The 22,581-nt window shown below is 52.1% G+C and carries 19 protein-coding genes; 14 read left to right on the plus strand and 5 right to left on the minus strand.

Translation table 11 applies throughout. The features are described from left to right. Positions 1 to 11: 11 nt before the first annotated feature. A complete protein-coding gene (locus tag AC4FIC_RS03540; protein ID WP_145980263.1) occupies positions 12 to 620 on the minus strand; it encodes a hypothetical protein in 609 nt (202 codons plus the stop codon). A gap of 233 nt (positions 621 to 853) precedes the next feature. Between AC4FIC_RS03540 and topA the strand changes: the two genes are divergently transcribed. After that, positions 854 to 3,586, plus strand: a complete 2,733-nt coding sequence (gene topA, locus AC4FIC_RS03545; protein ID WP_273285597.1) for a type I DNA topoisomerase — start codon at positions 854 to 856, stop codon at positions 3,584 to 3,586. Positions 3,587 to 3,781: 195 nt separating this feature from the next. Here the strand turns inward: topA and gltA are convergent, their stop codons facing one another. Next, positions 3,782 to 5,056 (minus strand): citrate synthase, encoded by a 1,275-nt coding sequence (gene gltA, locus AC4FIC_RS03550; protein ID WP_273285595.1) that lies wholly within the window; start codon positions 5,054 to 5,056, stop codon positions 3,782 to 3,784. Positions 5,057 to 5,438: 382 nt separating this feature from the next. On the opposite strand from gltA, the gene sdhC reads away from it, so the two are divergent. The 9 genes from sdhC (at position 5,439) to sucD (ending at position 16,545) form a co-directional block, all read left to right on the plus strand. Then, positions 5,439 to 5,813: a succinate dehydrogenase, cytochrome b556 subunit gene (sdhC, locus tag AC4FIC_RS03555; protein WP_100257022.1), complete on the plus strand. Its 375-nt coding sequence runs from the start codon at positions 5,439 to 5,441 to the stop codon at positions 5,811 to 5,813. After that, entirely contained in the window at positions 5,807 to 6,154 is a 348-nt protein-coding gene (sdhD, locus tag AC4FIC_RS03560; RefSeq protein WP_100257023.1) for a succinate dehydrogenase, hydrophobic membrane anchor protein, read from the plus strand. Before sdhC ends, sdhD begins: the two co-directional genes overlap by 7 nt. A gap of 3 nt (positions 6,155 to 6,157) precedes the next feature. Then, entirely contained in the window at positions 6,158 to 7,930 is a 1,773-nt protein-coding gene (gene sdhA / locus AC4FIC_RS03565) for a succinate dehydrogenase flavoprotein subunit (RefSeq protein ID WP_100257024.1), read from the plus strand. 12 nt (positions 7,931 to 7,942) lie between these two features. Next, complete coding sequence (locus tag AC4FIC_RS03570; RefSeq protein ID WP_100257025.1) at positions 7,943 to 8,650, plus strand: succinate dehydrogenase iron-sulfur subunit; 708 nt, start codon at positions 7,943 to 7,945, stop codon at positions 8,648 to 8,650. A gap of 91 nt (positions 8,651 to 8,741) precedes the next feature. After that, entirely contained in the window at positions 8,742 to 11,585 is a 2,844-nt protein-coding gene (locus tag AC4FIC_RS03575; RefSeq protein ID WP_100257026.1) for a 2-oxoglutarate dehydrogenase E1 component, read from the plus strand. Positions 11,586 to 11,614: 29 nt separating this feature from the next. Beyond that, positions 11,615 to 12,862 (plus strand): 2-oxoglutarate dehydrogenase complex dihydrolipoyllysine-residue succinyltransferase, encoded by a 1,248-nt coding sequence (gene odhB, locus AC4FIC_RS03580; protein ID WP_100257027.1) that lies wholly within the window; start codon positions 11,615 to 11,617, stop codon positions 12,860 to 12,862. Positions 12,863 to 12,939: 77 nt separating this feature from the next. Then, positions 12,940 to 14,379, plus strand: a complete 1,440-nt coding sequence (gene lpdA, locus AC4FIC_RS03585; protein WP_273285591.1) for a dihydrolipoyl dehydrogenase — start codon at positions 12,940 to 12,942, stop codon at positions 14,377 to 14,379. A 127-nt stretch (positions 14,380 to 14,506) separates the two neighbouring features. Next, positions 14,507 to 15,676 (plus strand): ADP-forming succinate--CoA ligase subunit beta, encoded by a 1,170-nt coding sequence (sucC, locus tag AC4FIC_RS03590; RefSeq protein WP_100257029.1) that lies wholly within the window; start codon positions 14,507 to 14,509, stop codon positions 15,674 to 15,676. Continuing rightward, the gene (sucD, locus tag AC4FIC_RS03595) at positions 15,673 to 16,545 is read left to right on the plus strand and encodes a succinate--CoA ligase subunit alpha (protein ID WP_100257030.1); all 873 of its coding nucleotides are present in this window, start codon (positions 15,673 to 15,675) and stop codon (positions 16,543 to 16,545) included. The genes sucC and sucD overlap by 4 nt, the downstream gene beginning before the upstream one ends. A gap of 122 nt (positions 16,546 to 16,667) precedes the next feature. Here the strand turns inward: sucD and AC4FIC_RS03600 are convergent, their stop codons facing one another. Together AC4FIC_RS03600 and AC4FIC_RS03605 are read right to left on the minus strand one after the other, a co-directional pair. After that, complete coding sequence (locus AC4FIC_RS03600; RefSeq protein WP_100257031.1) at positions 16,668 to 16,973, minus strand: hypothetical protein; 306 nt, start codon at positions 16,971 to 16,973, stop codon at positions 16,668 to 16,670. An 80-nt stretch (positions 16,974 to 17,053) separates the two neighbouring features. After that, on the minus strand, positions 17,054 to 18,388 hold the full coding sequence (locus AC4FIC_RS03605) for an MFS transporter (RefSeq protein WP_100257032.1): 1,335 nt from the start codon (positions 18,386 to 18,388) through the stop codon (positions 17,054 to 17,056). Positions 18,389 to 18,558: 170 nt separating this feature from the next. Here AC4FIC_RS03605 and htpG point away from each other — a divergent pair, with 170 nt between their 5' ends. The 4 genes from htpG (at position 18,559) to AC4FIC_RS03625 (ending at position 21,989) form a co-directional block, all read left to right on the plus strand. Then, the gene (gene htpG / locus AC4FIC_RS03610) at positions 18,559 to 20,502 is read left to right on the plus strand and encodes a molecular chaperone HtpG (protein WP_100257033.1); all 1,944 of its coding nucleotides are present in this window, start codon (positions 18,559 to 18,561) and stop codon (positions 20,500 to 20,502) included. A 168-nt stretch (positions 20,503 to 20,670) separates the two neighbouring features. After that, positions 20,671 to 21,231 (plus strand): YfaZ family outer membrane protein, encoded by a 561-nt coding sequence (locus tag AC4FIC_RS03615; RefSeq protein ID WP_273285586.1) that lies wholly within the window; start codon positions 20,671 to 20,673, stop codon positions 21,229 to 21,231. 5 nt (positions 21,232 to 21,236) lie between these two features. Then, positions 21,237 to 21,719: a hypothetical protein gene (locus AC4FIC_RS03620; protein ID WP_100257035.1), complete on the plus strand. Its 483-nt coding sequence runs from the start codon at positions 21,237 to 21,239 to the stop codon at positions 21,717 to 21,719. 12 nt (positions 21,720 to 21,731) lie between these two features. Beyond that, positions 21,732 to 21,989 (plus strand): hypothetical protein, encoded by a 258-nt coding sequence (locus AC4FIC_RS03625; RefSeq protein ID WP_100257036.1) that lies wholly within the window; start codon positions 21,732 to 21,734, stop codon positions 21,987 to 21,989. 21 nt (positions 21,990 to 22,010) lie between these two features. Here the strand turns inward: AC4FIC_RS03625 and AC4FIC_RS03630 are convergent, their stop codons facing one another. Continuing rightward, the gene (locus tag AC4FIC_RS03630; protein WP_273285583.1) at positions 22,011 to 22,562 is read right to left on the minus strand and encodes a lytic transglycosylase domain-containing protein; all 552 of its coding nucleotides are present in this window, start codon (positions 22,560 to 22,562) and stop codon (positions 22,011 to 22,013) included. Positions 22,563 to 22,581 lie beyond the last annotated feature (19 nt).

A 22,581-nucleotide genomic window follows, 5' to 3' on the forward strand; every position in this document is an offset into this window, starting at 1 on the left:
GGCAGGGCCTTCTACTTTGCGTTCTGCTTATCTTTATCAGGACTGCGGATGACCGAATAGAGAGTGGAGATTTTGCGCGCAAGGGTTTTCAATAATTCGTTGCGCTCGTCAAAGCGTAAATCGCTTTTCGACAAAATATCTTTGGAGTGTTTGTAAAAGCGCCCGGCACTATCGTCATCACCTTGTTCTTTAGCGTCGTCGCCCTGCTTGTGATAGGCCGACACTTCGAGCATGAGGGAGTTTACCCGCAACCGCACCCGGTGCACATCACTGGCGCGCTGATCTATATCGCCTTGGTATTTCATCTTGCCTAACAGGTTAATAGCTTGGACGAAGTGTTTTTTGAGCAAAAATATCTGCCGATCTGAATGGGGTGCTGCCGGTTTTACCGGGTTCGCTTTGAGCTGTTCAATCTGCAACTTAAGCGCCTCAAATACCTGTAAATCATCATTAAAGTCATCGTTGATTGGCAATAATCTCAATCCCTCATTGAAATCTGTTAACATGCGGCTGTGCAACGACTCGAGTAGGTCGGTGTTGCAGTCATAAAGCATAAGGGTGTGTAATAACTCGTCATTATCGGCCAGGCTGTTGTGTAGTTCGCGGTTTTTTTGGCGCATAAACTGAGCCTCCTCGGACTTCTTGATTGCCGACTTAGATGCGTATAAAGCACCCAATAAGATGCCTAAAATCGCTAAAGTTCCTAAAATATCGAAAAAAGACATGATTTTAACCTGCTCTGTGTTTAGGTGCTGGACGAGAAAAAAACAATCTATATAACCGAGGCCGCTTGCGCAATTTGTTAAGCTAGGTTACTTATATAAAAAACAAGTTAATAGCGGAATTATAGTACATGGGTAAATCACTGGTCATAGTGGAATCGCCGGCCAAGGCAAAAACCATTAACAAATATCTGGGGCCTGATTTTGTCGTCAAGTCCTCTGTCGGGCATATTCGCGATCTGCCCATGAGCGGTCAGACTAAGCCGGTCGACCCCAAGGCGCGCGCCAAAGCTGCGGCCCTGACGCGAAAAATGCCGCCTGACGAAAAGGCAGTCTACCAGAAACGCAAATCGCAAGATCAACTGATCGCGCGCATGGGGATCAACCCCTATGATGATTGGCGCGCCAATTATCAAATATTGCCGGGTAAGGAAAAGGTTGTCGATGAATTACGCCGTCTGGCCAAAGATGCAGACTGCATCTACCTCGCGACGGATTTGGACAGGGAGGGAGAGGCCATCGCCTGGCACCTGCAGGAGTCGATTGGTCAGGCACCGGAGAAATACCGGCGGGTGGTTTTTAATGAAATTACCAAAAAAGCGATCAACGAGGCCTTCGAACGCCCGGGTGAGCTCGATATAGCCCGGGTTAACGCGCAACAGGCGCGTCGCTTTCTCGACCGCGTTGTGGGTTTTATGGTGTCGCCGCTGTTATGGGCCAAGGTTGCCCGTGGTTTGAGTGCAGGCCGGGTGCAGTCCGTCGCCGTTAAATTGATTGTATCGCGCGAGCGCGAAATTCGTGCCTTTATCCCGGAGGAATTCTGGGACCTGCACGCCAATGTCAGTTCCAACAAGGGACCGGTGCGCTTTGAGGTTGCACGTTACCAAAATGAGCGCTTTAGGCCGACTCAGAAGTCCGAATCGGATGGCCATGTGCAGCGGCTTGATCAGCTGCCTTACATCGTGACCGACCGGGAAGATAAGCCCACCAGTTCCAAGCCCTCGGCGCCCTTTATTACTTCTACCCTGCAGCAGGCCGCGAGCACACGCCTAGGCTATTCGGTTAAGAAAACCATGATGATGGCCCAGCGGCTCTATGAGGCCGGTCATATAACCTATATGCGGACCGACTCAACCAACCTGAGTGGCGAAGCGGTGGCGACTGCACGCGATTATATCAGCGAGCAATACGGCAGCCAGTATCTCCCGGAGACTGCCGTTGTCTATGGTAGCCGAGACGGCGCCCAGGAAGCCCACGAAGCGATTCGCCCGTCGGATGTAACGCGCAGCAGTGTGTCGTTAACCGAGCTTGAGCGAGATGCTCAGAGACTCTATGAGCTGATCTGGCAACGCTTTGTCGCCTGTCAGATGTTGCCTGCTAAGTATAAGAGTTCGAACCTGATTATTAGGACCGGCGACTACGAACTGCGTGCCAAGGGCCGAGTATTGGTGTTCGATGGTTTCACCCGAGTCATGCGCCCCGGGGTTCGTGAAGACATCATTGAGTTACCGGATTTGCATGTCGGGGACGTTTTGGGCCTGATCGCGTTGGAGCCTAAGCAGCACTTTACCAAGCCGACAGCTCGGTTCACAGAAGCATCCCTGGTTAAGGAATTGGAGAAGTTGGGTATTGGCCGACCCTCGACCTATGCCAGCATTATTTCCACCATTCAAGAGCGTGGCTATGCCAAACTCGAGAGCAAGCGCTTCTATGCTGAGAAGATGGGCGATATTGTCACGGAACGACTCGATGGGTCCTTTAAGGACCTGATGCAATATGAGTTTACCGCTGAAATGGAGAAGCAACTCGACGAGGTCGCCAAAGGTCGTGAAAACTGGAAGGTGGTCCTTAATAACTTCTACAAGCAGTTCACTGCCCAGTTAGAACAAGCCGGCGAGGGCGAAGAAAACGGCGGCATGAAGTTGAACGAGCCGACGCTGACCGATATTCCATGTCCAACCTGTGCTCGACCGATGATGATTCGCACCGGTACCACCGGCGTGTTTTTAGGGTGTTCAGGTTACAGCTTGCCGCCCAAAGAGCGCTGCAAGGGCACGCTCAACCTGGTACCAGGGGAAGAGGCCATTTCGACCGATGACGATGAGGCTGAAGTCAATGAGCTGCGCCAGAAAGAGCGCTGCGATACCTGCGCCACGGCGATGGACAGCTATCTAATCGACGAAAATCGCAAACTGCATGTCTGCGGCAACAACCCTGAATGCAGTGGTTTTAAGCTCGAAGCCGGACAATACAAGCTCAGAGGCTACGAAGGGCCATCACTGGAATGTGACAAGTGTGGCCATGAGATGCAGCTTAAAACCGGTCGCTTTGGTAAATATTTTGGCTGTACCGGTGAGGGCTGCAAAAACACTCGTAAGTTGCTCCGCTCAGGCGATGCAGCGCCGCCGAAGATGGACCCGATACCGACTCCAGAATTGGTCTGCGTCAAGGTCGAAGACACCTATATTTTACGCGATGGTGCGGCGGGCATGTTTCTCGCAGCCAGTCAGTTCCCGAAAAATCGGGAAACTCGGCCGCCCTTGGTGGCGGAGATCATCCCGCACCGCAGTGAATTGCCGGAGAAGTATCATTTCTTAACCGAAGCGCCCCTTGCGGATGGGGATGGCAATCCGGCAGTGATCCGCTTCAGTCGCAAGACCAAGGAGCAGTATGTGATGTCGGAGGTCGACGGCAAGGCAACGGGCTGGACCGCCTATTTTGTCGGCAACAGTTGGCAGGTTAGCGATAAGGCGACGAAACCCAAGACTGCTGCGGCCAAGGCTAAGCCGAAGGCCAAAACCACCGCGAAAGCCAAGGCCAAGGCCAAGGCCAAGCCCGCAGTTAAGGCCCCGGTCGCCGAATAGCGACCGCTGGTCTGGCACAAAAAAACCCGCCTTCTGGCGGGTTTTTTTTGTCTGATATTTGCAATCGGATCGATAAACCGGTTGAGCAAGGCACCTGCTAGCTGCGCACCGTTACTGAGTCGGGCGGGATGGCGCGGCTAGGGTCATGGATTAGTATCTGGCAGGCAAAAAAAACCGGCTTGCGCCGGTTGAGGGTTATTTTTTCAGGTTGCGGGCGACTTCGCCGGTATAGAGTTGACGTGGCCGACCGATACGGTAAGGGCCAGAGACCATCTCTTTCCAGTGGGCAATCCAACCCGGCGTGCGTCCGACCGCAAACAGCACGGTAAACATCTCGGTTGGGATGCCCATGGCCTTGAAAATAATGCCGGAGTAAAAATCGACATTGGGATAGAGCTTTCTCTCAACAAAGTAAGGATCTTCGAGCGCAATCTGTTCCAAGCGAGCGGCTATCTTCAGCAGTGGATCATCGGCAATGCCGAGTTCAGCCAAGACTTCATCACAGGCTTGCTTCATGACCGTGGCGCGCGGGTCGTAGTTCTTGTAGACCCGATGGCCAAAGCCCATCAGGCGGAACGGATCGTCCTTGTCTTTGGCGCGCTTGATGAAGTCATCGATATTGGATTCGTCGCCAATTTCTTCCAGCATCGTTAAGACAGCTTCGTTTGCACCGCCGTGTGCGGGCCCCCATAAGGCCGCAATGCCGGAGGCAATGCAGGCGAAGGGGTTCGCGCCGGACGAGCCAGCCAGGCGCACTGTCGAGGTCGAGGCGTTTTGCTCATGATCGGCATGCAAGATAAAGATCTTGTCCATAGCGCGGGCCAAGGTAGGGCTAACCACATAAGGTTCGCATGGGGTGCTGAACATCATATGGAGGAAATTGCCACCATAACTTAGATCGTTGCGAGGATAGATAAAGGGCTGGCCGATCGAGTATTTATAAGCCATAGCCGCCAGGGTCGGCATCTTAGAAATCAGTCTATGGGCCGCGACTTCACGATGGCGCTCATCGCTAATATCGAGAGAATCATGGTAAAAGGCTGACAGGGCACCGACGACACCGACCATGATGGCCATAGGGTGTGAATCGCGGCGGAAAGCCTGAAAAAATTCATGCAACTGCTCATGGACCATGGTGTGGTGCATCACGATCTTCTGAAATTTAGCTTTTTCCGGGGCAGTCGGTATCTCACCGTGCAGCAGCAGGTAGCAAACTTCAAGGTAATCGCATTGCTCAGCAAGTTGATCGATCGGGTAGCCCCGATGCAATAAAATGCCCTTATCTCCATCTATATAGGTGATTTCAGATTCACACGAGGCGGTAGACATAAAGCCAGGGTCGTAGGTGAAATAACCCTTGGCAGTTAATGAACTAACATCTATTACATCAGGTCCTAACGTACCTGAATAGATGGGCAGCTCGATGGGGTCATGTCCTTCAATGACCAACTTGGCGAATTTCTCAGCCATGAGGTCTCCTCTATAGTATGCAGGGTTTAACGTCTCTGTGACGCGGGGGTAGAGTGGTATTTTCGCCTGACCTGGGTTTTCCAGGGGCGAATTTGCACATCACTATAAAGTTTTGGTGTCGAAAGTCAATTTGACCTTCGGTTTTCAGCGACTCGTCAAATAGTCGCAGAGATGAAAGTCGTAGGGGGAGTTGAATCCTCGCCAGCACGCGAAATACCTGAGATACAGGGTTTTTTTTAATTGCTACACCATGCTTGTTATCAATTGTAATTATAATCGACGGTGCCTATAATCTCCGTCGCTTCTTGGGGGTCCGGCGCGCTGCTGGCTCCTCCTCAATTAATCCCCATCCTTGGGGCTGCTAAGATGAGAGACTGCTGCCGTGAAAAATAATAGACCCGTAAACCTCGATCTGATGACCATGCGTTATCCAGTGTCGGCGATAGCATCCTTGCTACATCGCATCACCGGTATGGCGCTATTTGTTGCAATCGGCTTTATGCTGTGGGCTTTATCTGCAAGCTTAGACTCGCCCGAAGGTTTTGCCTTAGTTCAGAGTGTACTGACCCATCCGTTGGCAAAATTAATCGCTTGGGGAATTGCATCCTTCGTCGTATACCATCTGTTTGCCGGTATTAAACATCTGTTAATGGATGCAGGTAACTTTGAAACTATCGAAGGCGGTGCCCTGGCCTCTCAAGCGGTCCTCGGTGCCTCGCTCGTCGGCATTATTTTAGTAGGAGTTTGGATATGGTAAGCAGCATCACAAATTTGACTCGCAACGGTCTGTCGGACTGGATGGTCCAACGTGTAACGGCCGTCGTATTAGGCTCCTATACACTTTTCATGTTCGGTTTCTTTGCGTTGACCAGCGATCTGGACTATCAGCAATGGCAAGGCTTGTTTAGTGCTATGTGGTTCAAAATATACACCCTAGCCGCGTTGTTAGCGTTGGTTGGGCATATCTGGATCGGTATGTGGACCGTTGCAACCGATTATGTCAAGAATATCTGGGTACGTTTCATTGTTTTAGCGGTTATAGCGCTGACCAATTTTGTCTATTTTGTGATCGGCTTTTCCGCCGTTTGGGGTGTTTAAGAAATGGCTAAAATGAAAACCATGAATTTCGATGCAATAGTGATAGGTGGTGGCGGTGCTGGTTTGCGCGCTGCCCTGCAATTGGCTGAGTCTGGTTTAAATACAGCAGTTGTCTCCAAAGTTTTCCCGACACGGTCCCATACTGTGTCCGCTCAAGGTGGCATCACCTGCGCGATCGCCAGTGACGATCCGAATGATGATTGGCGTTGGCATATGTACGATACCGTCAAAGGGTCCGACTATATTGGTGACCAGGACGCTATCGAATATATGTGCTCAGTCGGCCCGCAAGCGATCTTCGAGCTAGATCACATGGGTCTGCCCTTTTCCCGGACTGAAGAGGGCCGCATCTATCAGCGTCCCTTTGGTGGTCAGTCAAAAGACTACGGCAAGGGCGGTCAAGCAGCTCGTACCTGCGCGGCGGCGGACCGAACCGGTCATGCCTTGTTACACACGCTTTATCAAGCAAACATTAAGGCCGGCACCAACTTCTTGAACGAGTGGTACGCTGTTGACCTGGTAAAGAATGCCGAGGGTGCAGTGGTTGGCTGTATCGCGATTGAAATTGAAACTGGCGATGTGGTTAATGTCAGTGCCAAGGCAACTGTCTTAGCGACCGGCGGAGCAGGGCGTATCTATGCCTCGACTACCAATGCCATGATCAATACCGGCGACGGCATCGGCATGGCCTTGCGCGCTGGCTTTCCAGTACAAGATATGGAAATGTGGCAATTTCACCCGACGGGCATCTATGGTGCTGGAACGCTGGTTACCGAAGGGTGCCGAGGCGAGGGCGGCTACATGGTCAATGGCGAAGGCGAGCGCTTTATGGAGCGTTACGCGCCCAATGCCAAAGACTTGGCCGGCCGAGACGTTGTGGCGCGCTCCATGGTGCTGGAAATCCTCGAAGGTCGTGGTGCCGGTCCCAACAAGGACCACGTCCTGTTGAAATTGGACCACCTAGGCGAAGAGTTGTTGAAAAGTCGTTTGCCGGGCATTCTCGAATTGTCGAAAACCTTTGCTCACGTGGATCCAGTTAAAGAGCCGATCCCCGTGGTGCCAACGTGCCACTATATGATGGGTGGTATTCCAACCAATATCGGCGGTCAGGCCATTATGTTAGACGCCAATGGCAACGATAAGATCATCGATGGTTTGTATGCGTGCGGTGAAGCGGCCTGTGTATCGGTCCATGGTGCCAACCGACTCGGTGGTAATTCACTGCTCGACCTGGTGGTATTTGGCCGCGCCGCTGGCATCCAGATTGAAGAATCTATCCGCCAAGGCTACGACAGCATGGCAGCCAGCCAAAGTGATATTGACCAGGCATTGTCCCGCTTGAGCGAACTGGACGCCCGTAAGGGTGGCGAGAACGTTGCCGATGTTAAACGAGATCTGCAAAACACCATGCAACTGTACTTCAGTGTCTTCCGAGATGGTCCGAAAATGGCTGAAGGCCGTCAGAAGTTGGTTGAGATCCGTGAGCGCATCAGTCGGATTTCCCTGGCCGATCGGTCATTGACCTTTAACACGGCGCGCATCGAAGTACTGGAATTGGCTAATTTGATGGAAGTCGCTGAGGCAACCGCTATTTCTGCCGATGAGCGTACTGAAAGCCGGGGCGCGCATGCGCGTTATGACTTTGATTCACGCGACGACGAAAACTGGTTGTGCCATTCGCTCTATAACCCAGTCGATAAGACTGTCGGCAAGCGTGCTGTGAACTTCACACCGAAGACCGTTGAAACCTTCCAGCCGATGATTCGCACCTACTAAGGATATTGAGTTATGAAAGTGAGTATTTATCGATTCAATCCTGAGGTTGATAAGCGGCCCTACATGCAGGACTATGATGTTGATGTCCCGGCCGGCAAAGACCTAATGGTGCTGGACGTACTGAATCTGGCCAAAGAACAGGATGTGAGCCTGTCGTTTCGCCGATCTTGTCGTGAAGGCGTATGCGGTTCCGATGGTATGAATATTAATGGCAAAAACGGTCTCGGCTGCATTACCGCTTTGTCGGATGTGCCTGGTGGCAGCACAAAGTTGGTGTTGCGTCCGCTGCCGGGTCTGCCCGTGATTCGCGATTTGGTCATCGACATGAGTACTTTTTACAAGCAGTATGAGAAAGTACAGCCGTTTTTGATCAACGATACCCCGGCACCTGCCTTAGAACGACTGCAGTCGCCGGCCGAGCGTGAGAAGTTGGACGGTCTGTATGAGTGTATTCTTTGTGCTTGCTGCTCAACATCGTGCCCATCGTTTTGGTGGAATCCTGACAAGTTTATCGGTCCGGCCGGCTTGCTCCAGGCCTATCGGTTCCTAGCCGACAGTCGGGATACCGCAACCGACGAGCGTTTGGCCAATTTAGATGATCCGTTTAGCGTGTTTCGCTGCCGTGGTATCATGAATTGTGTGAATGTTTGTCCAAAAGGCTTGAATCCTACCCGTGCTATCGGGCATATTCGGTCAATGCTGTTAAATAGAGCAATCTAACCGACGATAAAAGGGGCACTTGGTGCCCTTTTTTGACTTTAACCCGAACGCCGGCGTTGGTAATGCCGGCATGATTCTATAAGGTTTAATAATGCAAAACGCCTCAATGGAAGAACAGTGGCTGTCTTCTCATTTTTCAGGTGGCAACCAAACCTATCTCGATGAAATGTATGAAGCTTATCTGCTCGATCCTAATTCGGTGCCGGAACAGTGGCGTACCGTGTTCGATAAGCTGCCCAACCTAAACGATGAAATAACCACCGACACGCCTCATCAGCCGGTCCGCGACCATTTTTTACTGATGGGCAAAACCAATAAAATTGCGGCCGATACCCTAGCCCCGTCTCTAGTGACTGAGCACGAACGCAAACAGGTTCGGGTTCATCAATTGGCCACTGCGTTCCGTTTTCGTGGTCATCAAAACGCCAATCTTGATCCACTCAACCTCAGTCAACGCAAATCGGTACCCGACCTGGAGCTCAAATACCACGGTCTGACAGATGCCGACTCAGACTCTGTGTTTCAATGTGGCAATCTTTACTTCGGCAAAAAAGAAGCAACCTTACAAGAAATTCATGACGCGATGAGCACAACCTATTGTTCATCGATTGGTGCCGAGTTTACCCATATCGTTAATACATCGGAGCGTCGGTGGATTGAACAGCGAATGGAATCGGTGCGTTCTAAACCCGATTATTCGATCGATGCTCGACTCCACATACTAGAACGACTGGCCGCGGCCGAAGGGATGGAAAAATACCTTGGTTCTAAATATCCAGGTACCAAACGCTTTGGTTTAGAAGGCGCCGAATCCTTGATTCCGCTGATGGACGAGTTGATTCAGCGCAGCGGTTCTTACGGCACGAAAGAGATCGTAATTGGCATGGCCCACCGCGGCCGGCTTAATATGTTGGTCAACATCCTCGGTAAAAACCCCACCAATCTGTTTGAAGAGTTTGAAGGCAAGTCCTTCCTCTCGGTCGGTTCCGGCGATGTTAAATATCATCAGGGTTTCTCCTCCAATGTAATGACCTCTGGCGGTGAGCTCCATCTGGCCTTGGCTTTTAACCCGTCTCACCTGGAAATTGCTGCGCCTGTCGTTGAAGGTTCGGTGCGCGCCCGTCAGGATCGACGTCGGGACCACAGTCGGGAACAGGTTATTCCGGTTAATATCCACGGTGATGCCTCCTTCGCAGGGCAGGGCGTGGTCATGGAAACCTTCCAGATGTCCCAGACCCGTGCCTATGGCACCGGTGGGACGATCCATATCGTGATCAATAACCAGGTTGGTTTTACCACGTCACGTCAGGAAGACTGTCGTTCAACCGAGTATTGCACTGACATCGCTAAGATGGTTCAAGCGCCAATCTTTCACGTCAATGGTGACGACCCGGAAGCGGTCGTCTTTGTCACGCAATTGGCGGTCGATTACCGTCAGCAGTTTAAGCGTGACGTGGTGATCGATCTAATCTGCTACCGCCGTCGCGGTCATAACGAAGCCGATGAGCCGGCCATGACGCAGCCGATGATGTATCAGGTCATTCGCAGCCATAAAACCACCTTTGAACTCTATGCCGCCGCAATGATTAGCAAGGGTATCGCCACCGTTGAAGGCGTGAAACGCGTGTCCGATGACTATCGTAATGCGCTCGCCAATGGTGAACACGTTGCCAAGGCGCTGGTCAAAGAGCCAAACAGCGAATTGTTTGTCGATTGGACACCCTATCTGAATCAACCGGTGGTTGATGATTTTGATAGCAGTTACGACCTCAAAGCCTTGCAAGCCTTGGCACTGGAAATTAACACGGTTCCAGAGGGCTTTCCGGTTCAGCGCCAGGTGAATAAAATACTCGAAGATCGGGTCAAGATGGCGATGGGCGCCTTACCCATTAATTGGGGCTTTGCCGAGATGTTGGCCTATGCCACGGTGCTCAAGCAAGACTTGCCGGTGCGTATTACCGGGCAGGATGTCGGTCGAGGCACTTTCGTGCATCGACATGCGGTCTGGCATAACCAGAAAGACGGTTCAACCTATGTCCCGCTGGCCAATTTGTCCGTCGATCAGCCACGCTTCCAGATTTACGATTCTTTCTTGTCGGAGGAGGCTGTACTGGCGTTCGAATACGGCTATTCAACCACCATGCCCAGTGCCTTGGTGGTGTGGGAAGCGCAATTTGGTGACTTTGCTAACGGCGCTCAGGTGGTTATTGATCAGTTCATTACCTCGGGCGAGCACAAATGGGGCCGGCTGTGTGGCTTGACCATGCTCTTGCCACACGGTTATGAAGGACAAGGGCCGGAGCATTCCTCCGCACGTCTAGAGCGTTACCTGCAGTTGTGTGCCGAGCAGAACATTCAAGTGTGCATGCCGACCACGCCCGCCCAAGTATTTCATATGTTACGTCGACAGGCCGTGCGCAATCTGCGCAAGCCGTTGATCGTGATGACACCGAAAAGCCTGTTACGCCATAAGGATGCCGTATCCACACTGGAAGAGCTGTCTCAGGGCCGTTTTGAAACAGTGATTGGTGACCAAGATGCGGCCGTACTGACCGAAAAGGTCGATCGAGTGGTGCTTTGTTCCGGCAAGGTTTATTACGACCTGGTCGATAAACGCCGTAAAGAATCGGCGTTTAATGTCGCTATTATTCGGATCGAGCAGCTGTATCCGTTCCCAGAGGAACGTCTGTCAGAAATTCTGGCCCCCTATAGCAACGTAAACGATGTTGTCTGGTGTCAGGAAGAGCCGATGAATCAGGGCGCTTGGTACTCGAGCCAGCACCATATGCGACGAATATTGCATCGACAGAGCGAAAAGCTATACCTTCGTTATGCCGGTCGAGAAGCATCAGCGTCACCAGCAGCAGGCTATATGTCCTTGCATTTAGAGCAACTTGAAAAATTCCTCAATGACGCGATTCTGAATATTCAGTAATCGGCAGGCGGAGACTAAAGGATTTACGCATGGTAATCGAAATTAAAGCACCGCAGTTCCCAGAATCCGTTGCAGACGGCAGTATTGCAACGTGGCATAAACAACCAGGTGAGTTTGTTGCACGCGACGAAATAATAGTCGACATCGAGACAGACAAGGTCGTACTGGAGGTGGTGGCGCCGGAAGACGGTAACCTCACTGAGATCTTCAAACATGAGGGCGACACCGTCCTCAGTTTAGAAGTCATCGCCGCGTTCGTAGCCGGCAGTGCCGCCGTTGAAGTGGTTTCAACATCCAGTGGTGCTCCGGTCAGCTCACCGGCCGCAGCAAATGCCGCCGAGGCGACTCCGATGAGCCCGTCAGCTCGCAAATTGGCCAGCCAGAGTGCTCTAACCCAAGACGACATAGTCGGCACGGGCAAGGGCGGTCGTATCACCAAAGAAGACGTGGTCAAGGCGACCAGCGACAAAGCCAGTCAGCCAGCAGCTGCGCCGGTTGCGTCGGCGAGCCAAAGCATGCCCGGCATGATTGCGCCGTCGGCTGCAAGCCCAGTCGCCTCGGTTGTTACCGGCCCTCGTTCCGAAAAACGCGTGCCGATGACGCGCCTGCGTAAGCGCATCGCCGAGCGTCTGCTCGATGCGAAAAACAATACCGCCATGTTAACCACGTTTAACGAAGTTAACATGAAGCCGATCATGGAATTGCGCGCCAAATATAAAGATAAGTTTGAGAAAACGCACAACGGCACCCGTTTGGGCTTTATGTCCTTTTTCATCAAGGCGGCGACCGAAGCCTTGCGGCGTCATCCAGAAGTCAACGCATCGATAGATGGCGACGATGTGGTTTACCATGGTTATTACGATATCGGTGTGGCCGTCTCGAGCAAGCGTGGTTTAGTAGTACCGATCTTGCGCGATACCGACCAGATGAGTCTAGCCGGTATTGAAAGCTCAATCCGGACCTTTGGCGAGCGGGCACAAGCCGGCCAGCTGGGTCTGGAAGACATGCAAGGGGGTACCTTTACCATTTCTAATGGCGGTGTTTTTGGTTCTCTGATGTCGACACCCATATTGAACCCGCCACAAACTGCTATCTTGGGTATGCACAAAATCCAAGAGCGACCGATGGCCGTCAATGGTGAGGTGGTGATACTGCCAATGATGTACCTCGCGGTATCATACGACCACCGCCTAATCGATGGCAAAGAGGCGGTGCAATTTTTGGTCGCCATTAAAGACATGTTGGAAGATCCAGCGCGAATTTTGTTGGAACTTTAAGTTCGGAATTGCATTTAAGACCAGGCTGATCCGTCAGCCTGGTTGTTTATAAATTGACTACAAAGGGTTTAGTTGCCATGTCACATCAATTTGAAGTGGTAGTAATAGGTTCAGGACCGGCCGGCTATGTAGCCGCCATAAAGGCCGCACAGTTAGGTAAGAAAACCGCCATTGTTGAAAAATGGCTCAAAGAAGATGGCGAAACGACCTGGGGCGGCACCTGTTTGAACGTGGGCTGTATTCCATCCAAGGCTTTGCTCTATTCATCCGAATTGTATGCCGAAGCCGTTCATGGCTTTGATACTCACGGCATTATCGTGAATGCACCGAAAATCGACGTGCCTAAGATGTTAGCCCGCAAAGACGGCATCGTGAGTCAGTTGACCAGCGGTGTTGCCGGTCTGCTCAAAGGCAATGGCGTGACTCGATTCGAAGGTAAGGGTCAGCTCAAGGCTAATAAGGTCGTTGAAGTGACTGGGGCAGACGGCAGTATTGAGCTGCTTGAAGCTGAAAACGTGATTTTGGCAATGGGCTCGATCCCCGTCGAGATTCCGCCTACGCCGACTGACGGTGACGTGATTGTCGACTCCACTGGCGCCTTGGAATTCAGTGAAGTACCCAAGCGCTTAGGCGTTATCGGTGCCGGTGTAATCGGTCTGGAATTGGGCTCGGTATGGGCTCGATTGGGCTCAGAAGTGGTCGTCTTAGAAGCGATGGATAAGTTCCTAGCGGCCGCCGATGGGGCAATTGCTAAGGATGCGTTTAAGTCCTTCACCAAGGATCAGGGCCTCGACATCCGATTGGGCGCGCGTGTGACCGGTTCCGAGCGTAAGGGCAAAAAAGTCGAAGTGACCTTTCAGGATGCTGATGGCGAGAAGAAAGAAATTTTCGATAAGCTGGTTGTTGCGGTTGGTCGACGTCCCTACACCCAAGGCTGCTTGTCCGATGACAGCGGCGTAAAACTCGATGAGCGTGGCTTCATCTTTGTCGACGAGCAATGCCGCACCACGGTGCCCGGTGTCTATGCAGTGGGCGATGTCGTGCGCGGTCCGATGTTGGCTCACAAGGGTTCGGAAGAGGGCATTATGGTGGCCGAAATTATCGCCGGCCACAATGCTCAGATGAATTATGACGCCGTACCCAACGTAATCTATACCCATCCTGAAATTGCCTGGGTCGGTAAGACTGAAGAAGAGCTGAAGGCCGAAGGCATCGACTATAAGTCGGGCGCGTTCCCCTTTGCCGCTATCGGTCGAGCCATGGCAGCAAACCACACCACCGGCCAGGTCAAGATTCTGGCAGATGCTAAGACTGATCGAGTCTTGGGTATGCATATATTCGGCGCCGGTGCGTCTGAAATGATCGCCCAAGGGGTGATTGCGTTAGAATTTGCGTCCAGCGCCGAAGATCTGCAATTGACCTGTTTTGCGCACCCGACCATGTCGGAAGCGGTGCACGAAGCGGCTTTAGCGATAGATAATAAAGCCATTCACAAGATGAATCGTAAAAAGCGTTAATCTTTCGAATCGAGAACGATCCCTATTGGGTCGTTCTTTTTCCTACTCCAAGCCCAGAGTGATCGATCGAAACCTATTCTAAAAATTAAATTTGGTCGAGCCTCAACAATATTAGACGGAACACGCAATGAACCTTCATGAATATCAAGGTAAACAACTTTTCAAGCAGTATGGCTTGCCCGTATCCGAAGGCTTTGCCTGTGATACACCGGAAGAAGTCGCTGAGGCTATCGGTAAAATCCCAGGCGATATGTGGGTTGTAAAAACCCAAGTACATGCCGGTGGCCGCGGTAAGGCTGGCGGCGTAAAGTTGGTTAAATCGGCCGCGGAAGCTAAAGAATTCGCCGCTCATTGGTTGGGTAAGAACCTGGTCACCTTCCAAACAGATGAGAAGGGTCAACCGGTCAGCAAGATTTTGGTCGAGTCGTGCACCGATATTGCAACCGAACTCTATCTGGGTGCTGTGGTCGATCGCGCGACGCGTCGGATCGTCTTTATGGCCTCCACCGAAGGTGGTGTCGAGATTGAAACCGTTGCGCATGAAACGCCGGAAAAAATCCTCCGCGCCATCATCGATCCACTGGTCGGTGCACAACCCTACCAGGCACGTGAATTAGCCTTTAAATTGGGCTTAGTGGGCGTTCAGATCGGTCAGTTCACCAAGATTTTCATGGGTTTGGCGCAACTGTTCGTCGACAAAGATTTGGCGCTGATCGAGATTAACCCGTTGGTTATCACCACTGAAGGCAATATGCATTGCTTGGATGCCAAGTTGGGTATCGATGGCAACGCCTTGTATCGCCACAAAGACCTGCAGGCGATGCGTGATCCTTCCCAGGAAGACGCCCGCGAAGCTGAAGCTGCGGCATGGGAGCTGAACTATGTTGCCCTCGACGGCAACATCGGTTGTATGGTCAATGGTGCCGGTCTGGCCATGGGTACCATGGATATCGTTAACCTGCACGGTGGTTCGCCGGCTAACTTCTTGGATGTTGGCGGCGGCGCCACCAAAGAACGCGTTGCTGAAGCGTTCAAAATCATCTTGTCTGACGCCAACGTCAAGGCCGTCTTCGTGAACATCTTCGGCGGCATCGTTCGCTGCGATATGATTGCTGAAGGTATTATCGGTGCCGTTGAAGAAGTGGGTGTCAAGGTTCCAGTGGTTGTTCGTCTGGAAGGCAATAATGCTGAGCTTGGCTCTCAAAAATTGGCCGAAAGTGGTTTGAACATTATCGCTGCCCGTTCGTTGACCGAGGGTGCCGAACGAGTCGTAGCCGCCGCAGGAGGTGCAGCATGAGTATATTGATCGATAAGAATACCAAGGTAATTTGTCAGGGCTTCACCGGTTCACAGGGCACGTTCCACAGTGAACAGGCTATCGAATACGGTACCAAAATGGTCGGTGGTGTTTCTCCGGGCAAAGGCGGTTCGGTCCATTTGGGCCTGCCGGTCTTTAACACCGTGCGCGAAGCGGTGGAAGTTACCGGCGCTCAGGCAACGGTTATCTATGTACCGGCGCCGTTTTGTAAGGACGCCATCGTTGAAGCGGCCGACAGCGGTCTAGAACTGATTATCTGTATCACCGAGGGCATTCCAACGCTCGACATGCTTTATGCAAAAGAATATGTCGATCGCAAAGGCGTCCGTATGATCGGGCCAAACTGCCCAGGTGTTATTACACCGGGTGAATGTAAGATCGGTATTATGCCCGGCCATATCCACATGCCTGGCAAGGTCGGCATCGTTTCACGCTCTGGCACCCTGACTTACGAAGCGGTCAAGCAGACCACCGATCATGGCTTTGGCCAGTCGACCTGTGTCGGTATCGGCGGCGACCCGATCCCGGGTGCCAACTTTATCGATATCTTGCGCATGTTCCAAGACGATCCTGCCACCGAAGCGATCGTAATGATCGGTGAGATTGGCGGCACGGCCGAAGAAGAGGCAGCTGCCTTTATCAAAGACCATGTCACCAAGCCTGTGGTGTCCTATATAGCAGGCGTTACGGCACCAGCCGGCAAGCGTATGGGCCATGCCGGCGCAATCATTTCCGGCGGCACCGGTACGGCCGATGAGAAATTTGCAGCCTTAGAAGATGCCGGTGTGAAAACCGTGCGTTCGTTGGCTGAGATCGGTAATGCACTGAAAGAAATTACCGGCTGGTAAGGCGGGTACAATATAAAAAGGCGACCTAGGTCGCCTTTTTTTGCTTTGCGTCTTGAGCCCCAGGGCCTGCGCGAGGGTATTAGCTTATATCTTGTCGACGCCCAGCACGCGCTTCAGCATCATCAAGGTTGTTTATCCGTCTTTTCGATCACCTCGCCTTCGATGACCTCACCTTCTATATCGCGGTTTTGGTTGAACTGAGACTGGTAGCGATGAAAATGCTTCGGTGCGGCAAATAACGGTCGGCCAGTCAATTTCACCTTGATGCGATTCACCATGGCAACGGCCAATGCCACCAAAGCCAAACTGAATATGACGATCAGGCCGATCCAGAACAGGGTCGCGGTCAACACCAGGGTGGCGCCGATCATTAAAAAGCGCTGCCAGGCTGGGCGTTGATTAAAGGAAAACTTCAATTGTCGTATCATATTCGAATGCGTCTATTACGTTTGAACACCATAGTGAAACCAACGGCGTTACTTTTCAAGGAAAAGCCGGGGGTCATTAGTCATATCGACACATCATTGACAGTTGAGCGCAGGGCCTTACCGATCGGCACAGCCATCAACATCAGGGCACCGAGAATAAAGTAAAGCATGATAAAGAGCAGAGCCGTATGCCGGCCCAAGAGGTCGCTGATCGGGCCGAAGCTCATGCCGATAATGATCGCGAAACGGCCAAAGGTGCCCCACAGACCAAATAGCAGAGCCGAATCCTTAGGGTGCGCCAATAGCCCCACTAAAGCCCGGCTGGCCGATTGGGTGGCACCCAAGGCGCTGCCGGCAACAAAGGCGAGGACGGTAAACATGCTTTCCTGACTTAAACCAAAGAGCGTGGCCAGCGGTGTTAGGCCGTAAATACCGATAATGCCCAGTAGCCACCAGAGCAGTGACAGCAGTATGGTGCTTTTACAGCCCAGCCTGTCCTCCAAAAAGCCAAAACCGATAGCGCCTATCATCGAGCTTAGCTGCAAGGTTGCACCGATTAAGACCAGCGTGCTGCCGGTAATACCGATTTCTTCCTGCGCATAGATACCAAAGAACTTCACCACAACCGAAATACCCGCGCTATAGACCATAAAGGCGATAAAAAAGCGAAAGAGCACCGGGTATTCCTCAACCAACCCTTTCATCGCCAAAATGCGCTCGGTACCGGCTTTAAGCAGAGTCGTGAGTTTGGCGTTGGCAAAACCCGGTTGCGGTTGCGCGCGCTCCCTAACGAGGAGGAAGGTGGGTAGGGCGCCAAGGGCATAAAAGAGGGCGATAAAAATCATCGCCAGCTGATTTTCATCGATATAGGCCGCAACATCCAACTGTGCGGAGCTGGTAATGATGCGAAACATTAATAACAGGCTCAGCAGGCCGCCGATATAGCCAATACCCCAGCCAATACCCGATACCTTGCCGATATTTTTTCGAGTCGCCAACTCCGGTAAAAAACTGGCAATAAAGGACTCAGAGAGCATCCAGCCGGTGTTGCTGATCACCAGAAACAGCAAACCCAGCCCAACCTGGCCCGGGTCGACGAAGAACAAGCCCGCGGTGCCCAAAACAGAGGCCAGGGTGCACCAGGCGAGAAACTGTTTCTTGTTACCGCTAAAGTCGCACAATACACCGACAAAGGGCGCGAGGATTATGGCGAGGGCGGTCGATAGCGCGACGGCGATGGACCAGAACGTGTTTTTGAGATGTGCCAACTCCGGCGGCACGATGTAATTGACAAAAAATGCCGAATAGATAAAGGTCACCACAACGGTTGTATAGCTGCTGTTGGCAAAGTCATACATGGCCCAGCCGAATATTTCGCGCTTTTTTACCGCCAATGTCGGCTTGTTTCCGATCATGGTCCGTATCCCGTTGTTTTTTAGGTCACCGTTAGTGTGCCCTATGGCCTAGTCCGAGGCCAATGAGTTCACAACAGGGGCTGGCGATATTCAACTAAGACCTTGAATTCTATCTGATTATCCCCATTTATTGCCAGTCTATGGTCGATAAACAAAGGTTGAGAGGCAACATGTCTGATACAAAGCAGGAATCGCTCAGTTTTCAAACGGAAGTAAAACAACTTCTGCATTTGATGATCCATTCTCTTTATTCCAATAAAGAAATTTTTCTCCGGGAACTTGTCTCCAACGCGTCCGACGCCTGTGATAAGTTACGCTTTCAGGCGCTCAAGGATAACGCCCTGATGGCTGATGACGCGGATCTGCGCATTCGCATCAGTGTCGATAAAGAAAACAATACCATTTCGATCGAAGATAATGGTGTCGGCATGAGTCGTGCCGAGGTGGTACAAAACCTTGGCACCATCGCACGATCGGGAACCGCGGAATTTCTGCAAAACCTCTCCGGTGACGAACGCAAAGACAGTCAGCTGATTGGTCAATTCGGTGTTGGCTTCTATTCATCCTTTATCGTGGCCAAGGCGGTGGATGTCTATACCCGTAAAGCCGGTCTTGATGCCTCCGAGGGCGTGCATTGGCACAGCGCGGGCGAGGGTGAATTCACCATCGGTAATGTTGAACTGCCAGAACGCGGTACCCGCATCGTTATGCATTTGAAAGCCGATGAACTCGAATTTGTCGACAACTGGCGCCTGCGCAGCCTGGTCAAGAAGTATTCCGACCATATCTCCGTGCCCGTACAGATGTTGCAAGAAAACCACCCGGCTGACGCTGACGCTGATGCCGAGCTTGAGGGTGACGAGCCTAAAGTTGAGGCTGCAGCCGTGGCGCCAAGCTGGGATAACGTTAACAGTGCCAAGGCCCTGTGGACGCGCCCGCGCAGCGACATAAAGGACGAGGAATACCAAGAGCTGTACCACCATATTTCGCATGACTTTGGCGATGCGCGTTCTTGGAGCCACAATAAGGTCGAAGGTAAGCTCGATTACACCAGCCTGTTGTATATCCCCAAGAAAGCCCCCTTTGATATGTGGAACCGCGAGCGCGTGCGCGGCTTGAAATTGTTTGTTAATCGCGTGTTTATTATGGACGATGTTGAGCAGTTTCTGCCGCTCTATCTGCGTTTTGTGAAGGGTATTGTCGATTCGAATGATTTGCCGCTCAACGTCAGTCGAGAGATTCTGCAGAACGATGCCACGATCGAAACCATCAAGGCGAGCTTAGGTAAGCGCGTCCTAGATATGCTCAGCAAACTGGCCAAGAAAAAGCCTGAAGAATATCAAGAATTTTGGGATGAGTTCGGTCAGGTCCTCAAAGAAGGCCCGGCTGAAGACATGGCAAACAAAGAGACGATCGCCAAGTTGTTGCGTTTCTCCTCCAGCCAGAGCGGCGATGAGGCCCAAACGGTTGCCTTGAGCGACTATGTTGCACGCATGGCAGAAGGCCAGGCGAAGATCTATTACGTTTGCGCCGATAACCACCAGACTGCGAAGAACAGCCCGCATCTGGAAGTGTTTCGTAAGAAAGGCATCGAAGTTTTGTTATTGACCGACCGCATCGATGAGTGGCTTATGGGCTACCTGCAAGACTTCGACGGCACCGAATTCGCCGATGTGGCCCGGGGTGGCTTGGACTTAGGCGATATCGAAAGCCCAGAAGAGAAAGAGTCCCAGGTTAAGGCCAATGATGAGCACAAGGATTTATTGGCGCGCATAAAAGGTCTGTTCGAAGCCGAGGTCCAAGATGTGCGTATGACCCATCGACTGGTTGAATCGCCAGCCTGTATAGTCGTCGGCGATAACGATATGGGTGCACAGATGCGCCGCATTATGGAATCGGCCGGACAACAGGTGCCCGACAGCAAGCCAATTCTGGAGTTAAATCCAGAGCATCCGCTGGTTCAGCGCCTGGAATTGGAACAGAACGAAGCCCGCTTTGCCGATCTGGCCAGTATCTTACTGGAGCAGGCTCGTCTGGCGGAGGGCTCCAACCTCAAAGATGCAGCGGGCTTTGTCACCCGTCTTAACAAGCTGCTCTTGGAAATGATGGGCTAATTCTCACCTTAGCTCAACACTAGGCCACCCTCTTAGGTGGCTTTTTTTATGCGCCTAGCCCCAACGCGGCCAATGCGCCAAGTCGCTTGTGGCAACTTGGGGTTCGTTAGGGGTGTAGTTATGGGTAGCTTTGGTTACAATGTGGCAAAATTATAGTGAGTGATCTGCATGTTTAAAGAAATTCTAGCGACTGGCACATTGATTTTAGCAGCCACACCGGTTTTGGCCGGCGGTGAAATCGATCTGGGCCTATCACAAAGCTCTATCCGGGTTGAACACGATGCTGTGTTAGTGGGTACCGGAGCGCATGTATCACTCGGTGGTCTGTACAACGAAAACACCGAAAACTGGGCCATTATGGCCGGTTTTAATGCCGTGGATGCCGGCATGTCTAGTAAGGAATTCATTGGCGGTGTCGGCTTTAAGATGTTGCTGCTCTCGACTGTGGAAAATGAATTTTCCGTTGCCGCCGGAGTGGGTGGTTTCCTGCGCTGGCAGCCTGAGTTTATGAATGGGCTCGGATTTGAAGGGCAAACCTACTTTGCTCCGAGTATCTTGAGTTTTGGCGGTTTAAACTCGGCCTATGAGGCCGTTGGTCGTGTCACCTATAAGATATTACCGCAAGCGCGGATATTCTTCGGTTATCACGATGTCACCGCCAACTATGAGACAGACGGCAATATCGTTGTCGATTCAACCTACCATCTTGGCTTTCGGATGACTTACTAAAGCCTATGAGCCCCATCGCACGGACTAATATTATTCACAGCCAGCTGATCCAGCTGGTCGCCTTACAGGCAACCTCGAATACCCTGGCTCAGCCTGCTCTGCTAAATAGCTTTATACTGCTATTGGAGCAGGGCCTCTGTGCGCTGATTAGGGAATTGGCGGCGCCAGTTGATAGTGCTCGCAACGATGGCGGCTTGAGTGCGTTGTTGCTCGAGCTAGACGATGACACCAGCCGGTCCGCTCTGGTTAGCAGCATTCGCAATGATCAGCAAGATATCGGTCACTGGCTGTATCACTGGTCCAGCGCGCGGCTGCATTGCTTTCAACCAGCCGCCGTGGCACCCCAGGTGGTGGTACATCCGACCGAATCGCAGCTCATTCCTATGGTCGATCGGGAGCTTGCGCGCCGCCCGAACGACTGTGTGTCCTGGTTGCAGGGTTTTGCCGATCTGGTCTTCAGCAGCCGAAGTTTAAATAATTATGATTGAACGGAACCTCTTATGGCGAAATATTGGGAAATAGTGCAATTGACGGATGGTGCTTTTGTGCTGCAGAGCCCAGAACACCAAGACGAGAAACCCCTGGTGCGAATTGAGTTTTCTGCCGAAGCGGAGCGGTTATTAGAAGATCAGATAGCTCAGGTAGCGCAAGCGATGATCGGTGCTGGCGTTCAAGCAGCCAATTTCCTGTCAGATCGACCCTTCGAAGACGAGTCTGAATCCGAACATGAACGTTCCGATGAAACCAGTCTGCATTAGCAGTAATGCACACCGGTCCAATCAGTTGCTTTGGTAGTCTTGATAGCGCCCCAACACTTGGGTAACGTAGTTTTCGGTCTCCGGGTAGGGCGGTATGCCCTGGTATTTGGCCACCGCGCCTTCACCGGCGTTATAGGCCGCCAAGGCCAACGATAGACTGCTGAAGCGTTGCAGCAGGTATTTTAGATGCTTGGTGCCAGCATTAATATTCTCTCTCGGATCGAGCATATTCTGCACCTGGTATTGGCGCGCGGTCGGCGGCATGAGTTGCATCAAACCCAGCGCGCCCTTAGGCGATCGGGCATCGATTTTGAACGCCGACTCCTGCGCGATCACGGCCCGGATCAGGGCCGCATCCATATCATAGAGGTACGCCGCGTTGCGAATGTAACGGTCGATTAGGTCACGATTCTTTTCTGTATCCTGATAACGCAACGACCGACCTGCGGCACGCGCATCAATATTGGTTTGTTCAAGCACAAAACCCGCCAGATCGATCGGCCGATCGGTGACCACTCGGTTCCCGGTCGGCGACAGGTAGATGAACAGCTCTGCGCCTGTCGCGCCTGACATTAGGCCAAGGTAAATCAGT

Source organism: Reinekea sp., from assembly GCF_982785585.1.